Origin of the sequence: Paraburkholderia sp., assembly GCF_049581445.1 — a bacterium.
Lineage (GTDB): Bacteria > Pseudomonadota > Gammaproteobacteria > Burkholderiales > Burkholderiaceae > Paraburkholderia.
The window spans coordinates 1-4,385 of the sequence record NZ_JBAURZ010000401.1; the positions used below are offsets into that span (position 1 = coordinate 1).

4 protein-coding genes and 1 pseudogene are annotated in these 4,385 nt (G+C 60.1%); 2 read left to right on the top strand and 3 right to left on the bottom strand.

Annotated features, from left to right (window positions below):
- Both WCA85_RS34760 and WCA85_RS34765 read left to right on the top strand, forming a co-directional pair.
- Window positions 1-195, top strand: a 195-nt coding sequence (locus WCA85_RS34760) for a hypothetical protein (RefSeq protein WP_424070236.1), incomplete at its 5' end; no start/stop codon positions are given.
- Window positions 117-338: pseudogene (locus WCA85_RS34765) on the top strand (transposase domain-containing protein); the annotation flags it as partial. The gene WCA85_RS34760 and the pseudogene WCA85_RS34765, both read left to right, overlap by 79 nt.
- Before the next feature lie 9 nt (window positions 339-347).
- Here the strand turns inward: WCA85_RS34765 and WCA85_RS34770 are convergent.
- The 3 genes from WCA85_RS34770 to WCA85_RS34780 all read right to left on the bottom strand — a co-directional run.
- Window positions 348-623, bottom strand: a complete 276-nt coding sequence (locus tag WCA85_RS34770) for a hypothetical protein (protein WP_424070238.1) — start codon at window positions 621-623, stop codon at window positions 348-350.
- A 395-nt stretch (window positions 624-1,018) separates the two neighbouring features.
- Entirely contained in the window at window positions 1,019-2,593 is a 1,575-nt protein-coding gene (locus WCA85_RS34775) for a TniQ family protein (RefSeq protein ID WP_424070240.1), read from the bottom strand.
- Window positions 2,484-4,385: glycoside hydrolase family 99-like domain-containing protein (locus WCA85_RS34780; RefSeq protein ID WP_424070242.1), on the bottom strand; the 1,902-nt coding region annotated here is incomplete at its 5' end. The genes WCA85_RS34775 and WCA85_RS34780, both read right to left, overlap by 110 nt.

Consider the following 4,385-nt stretch of genomic DNA (forward strand, 5'->3'; position numbering starts at 1 on the left):
ATGGACGACCCGACCTCCGCCGCGCTGCTCAACATCTCGAACCTTGACGCGACGACGAAACAGCGGATGCCAACGATAATTGACTTCAACTTCTTGCCCGATATGGGCAGAATGATCGGGAACTGGCCATCGGCAGGGCTAACTGGCTGTTCGCCGGCTCGCTACGGGCAGGCCAGCGCGCTGCTGCCATCATGAGCCTGATACGCTCGGCCCAACTTAACGGGCACGACCCGCATGCCTATCTGAAGGACATCCTCACGCGATTGCCGACCCACAGGGCCAACGACATCGCGGCATTGCTACCACACCGCTGGCAGCCAACTGTGATCGTCGGCTAGCCCAATCCGTCAAGATGGGTTTGCTGCGCGCTTACCTTTTACGACGGCATCCTCGTTTTCGACCCATGTCTGGCCGAAAAGCTTCTGCATGTTGCGCGTGGCGGTAAGGTGCGCCACGGCAAGTCCTCGCATTTGCCAGATTCGCTCCGAGCGAACCATTGCCGGGATCATCCACCGTACCGCGAGATCGGTATGGGTCGTGGATTCCTGTATCACCGCTTGCACCGCTCGCGAGAAGACGTGATGCATATTTTTGGGGGCGAACACGACATTTGTGTCCAGCATGACGTGAACCACGTGCTCTTTGTGTCCAGCCATCGCGCGTCCCGGTAGATTGAAGAAGGGTTGTGATTGCGCTCATGCCCTAGGCAAGGTACCTAGGCTTTTGCCGAAGCCTACATGACCGCGAGTACAGTGAAAGTACAGTTTGGGTGGGCTTGGCCGGCCTTGAATGACCTTGTTTAGCCTTGGTTTTGCAGTTTGCGAGTTGCGTAAGGCATTGATTTATAATGGATTATGGCGCGCGGGTAAAACTCCGAAGGCAGGGGTTGCTGGTTCGATCCCAGCCGGGCGCACCATATCTGGTGGGGCTTTCAGCCCGATTCCAATTTGTGGCGTTTCGCTACAGATGTCGTAAACGACATCTGCAGGTCGTACGAGCGGCAACGGAAAGTCCCGCGCTAGACTCTTCTCTCGCTTTGTCCACGATTTGGACTAGTCGCCATCCTTCCACTGCCAAGCCTTGAGAAGTGTATGCCGGTCTGAGCATGCGCTTTGCGTTGGGCGCTTTGAACCTCCGAGCGTCCTCCAATCCTAGTCTTCCCCTGCATTCGCTCGACTACTCGCCTTCGCGAAGGATAAACGCCCGCTTGAAAAAGTGCATTGTGTTCGCGCAGATATATCTGGTCGAAGGTCGCCGTTGCCCGGTTGCGAGCAGAATAAACCAGTTCGCGGCCATGTCTGACCAAGAATCCATGGTGCTGAGGGAATTTCTTTCGTAGATATTTCATCGAAACCCCAATGGTTTGTGCCGCCTCTGTCGCATTCGTCGCGTGACCGCTATGAATCAATGTATCTAGTTCTGCACGAAGGTCCTCCCTCGGCCGCAGGGCTCCTCTCCTACAGTGCTTAATCAACCGACGGCGATGGCCGTGTGGCGCCGGCCGTAGCGAAAGCATTACCCTATTTCCAAGCAAGATGTCTGCAATCGCGCAGCCGCAGCCGCAGCAGTAAGCCGTCAGCATCAGGCGCGGGAAACTCATCCGCACCTTTCCATTCACCCAGCCGTGCATCTGTGATTTGCTCACACCGAGATGTGCGGCAAAGTGAGCGGCCGTGCCTTGGAAGAGTACATCGATGGCATGGATGAGAAACGCAGACTGAGAGGAGGCCGAATAGCCTACGTCAGCGAACGCGACAGCATCGTCGAGAAGCTCTGCAATAAGGCGAGAGCTTTCAACCTCGAAGTCTGATGCAGGCGTGTGCTTGGCCTCTTTCGTTACTTTGCGCGGCGTTTCAGCCTCGTGGGAGGACGTATTGCCCTCGCCGTTAGAGACGGTCAGCGGTTTTGCCCGAGAACGGTTTAGGAGTTGCAACCGATGCAATGGGCACGCTTTCACCGCAGCAATGCTCCACAGTAATCGGTCGTAACGCTCGCGTTCTGCCAGCGCGTCGTCCTCATGGCAACCGGGGCAAAAGCGCTGCTTGTCAGATAGCAGCACAAAGGCGGAGACTAGATTTCTCAACGGCAATAGCGTACAAACCTGCAGGTTATTGCGGTGAGTGAGGTAATTCAGAATATGGGTCCACGGATTCGACTGTTCTGTGAGGCTCGAGACGTTGACGTTATAGTCCGCTCTTCCAATATCACGGGTCATCCTAGCGCTTTGGACTCCTAAAAGCATCTGTGCTGCTGGTCCGATAATCGTACTGGTGAGGGTCCCGCGCGTCATGCCATGGGCTTCACACAACCGAGTAATGTAGCTTCCAAGGCTCTCGCGGTCTTCTCCTGAGCATCCATATGGCGCGAGACTGAACAGTATTGACCGCGGCGGGGCGTCCTCGGGCCAGCCGCCGGGTAACCTGCTGCGAAAGGGAATTGTCATTGCCATAGCCCTCGCTGATTGTCGCCATGAGGCTTTCCGCTCATCCTTCGCGCTTGAGGCCCAGCGCCGACGCCACCGCCTCCAGCCAGCCGCGTCCGAAATCGCAATCCGGCTCGAGGTAGCTACCTTCGGCCCATTCATTCCATGCATTGATGAAGACCAGCTCGCCTGCGCGGCTGGGCGCCTTCTGCTGATGCACGACCAGCTGGCGCAGCCAGCGCCGTAGCTTCGCTGGCGTGGCGCCATGGAAGGCGTTTGCGCGCAGCAGCCTGCGCGCGGTGTTGTCCCACCCCGCCATGACCGCCGGGTGCGTATTCGCTGGATTTTCCGCACGCAGCGCGCCCATGACCTGCACGACGGTCTCGTAGTCGAACAGGTGGCCCTCGAAATTGGGCGCGAGGTCGTTCACGTGATCGCTGATTTTGATGCTCGGCACCCGATGCGGTGGAAAATCGACATAGTGATCGACGCCGAGATCGCCCGGATTATCCGGATAAATTGCGCCTTCCTCGATGAACGTCCGGTTGATGCAAAGATACACGTCCCCCACGCCGAGTTTCCTCAACTTGCCGCGCAGCATCCGCACGGCCGCGAGGCGATCAGGAATATGCAGGAAGCGATAGATCAGCAGAATCGGCTTGCCGTGAAACCGGAAATACCGCGGGTCGCGCAGCACGGGCGCGATGTCAGTCGCGAATTTTTCCACCCAGCCCGCGCCGTAGGTTTGCGGCATCAGCACCTCGCGGTTGCCGCCGTCCCAGTTTCTCGACCACGGCTCGTTGGCCCAGCAGATCATGAACGGGAAATCCGGCTTGCCGCTCGCGAGCACTTCGTCCAACGGGCGATGCAGCACGCGCTGGCCGTCGAACCAGTAGTAGTAGTAGCAAAACGCCGACACGCCGTACTGGCGGGCGAGCGCCACCTGACGCTCGCGCACCTCCGGCAGGCGCAGGTCGTAAAACCCCAGATCGGCGGGCAGACGCGGCTGCCGATGATGCCGGAACAGCGGCTTCGCGCGCGTGACGTTCGTCCACTCCGTGAAGCCCTGCCCCCACCATTTGTCGTTTTCCTCGGTCGGGTGATATTGCGGCAGATAGTACGCAATGGTCTGGAGCGCCGACGGCTCTGTCGCGCACGCAGGCGCCGCCTCAGGCGACGAGCCGGCCTCGGGCAGATCGGACAGCGCGTCGATTCTCATGTACGCGTCGCCGCAGGCAAGACCGATCAACCGCTCGACCGCTTCGCCGGTCGTGGCGTTCTGCGCCGACAGCGCTGGATCGAACGCAGCAGGCGTGAGCTTGAGCGCTGCGATCGAGCGCAGCGGAAACGGTCTGAGCCAATACACGGGCCCGCCGGGGAACACGGCGGTCTTCGACTTCCGGTCGAGGCCCACACGCGCGCCTAAACTGAAAGCGTGCTGACGCGCCTCACCCCAGTGCGCCTCCTGCCCGCCGTACTTGTGTCCCGGCGCGACGACGATACCCAGATCGGGGTCGGCGTCGAACGCCCTCACGATCTTCTCGAGCGCGCCGTCCGCGCCCAATCCGCCAGCTTGCAGCGCGGCGCGCAAATCGTCCAGCGACTGCTCAGCCTGGGTATCCGGCACGCGCACCTTGCAGATCAGGTCGTACTCGAAAAGCAAACCGTCGTTCAGCAAGGTCAGCAGCAACGGCATGTCGCTGTCGCTGTCGCGGTACGCGAGGCGCAGCACGCGCGCCGCGGGGAACGACGCGGCAATGGCCGCCTCCGTGTCGGACGGCGCTTCCTGCGCGAGACCGACGAACAGGTCGAACGGCAGGGCAACGCCAGCCAATACATCCTTCACCACGGCCCATGCCGCGCCGTCGCCGAGATACAAAACGAACGCGAGACGGCCAGTTCTCGGCATCATGCGGAACCCGAACAGGTCCGGCCAGGCCAGCACCGGCTCGGGGGCTGTGAC

Bases quoted from the DNA above. Each gene is read 5' to 3' on its own strand.
- WCA85_RS34775 (WP_424070240.1), bottom strand. From the start codon at position 2,593: ATGCATGGAATGAATGGGCCGAAGGTAGCTACCTCGAGCCGGATTGCG.
- WCA85_RS34770 (WP_424070238.1), bottom strand. From the start codon at position 623: ATGCTGGACACAAATGTCGTGTTCGCCCCCAAAAATATGCATCACGTC.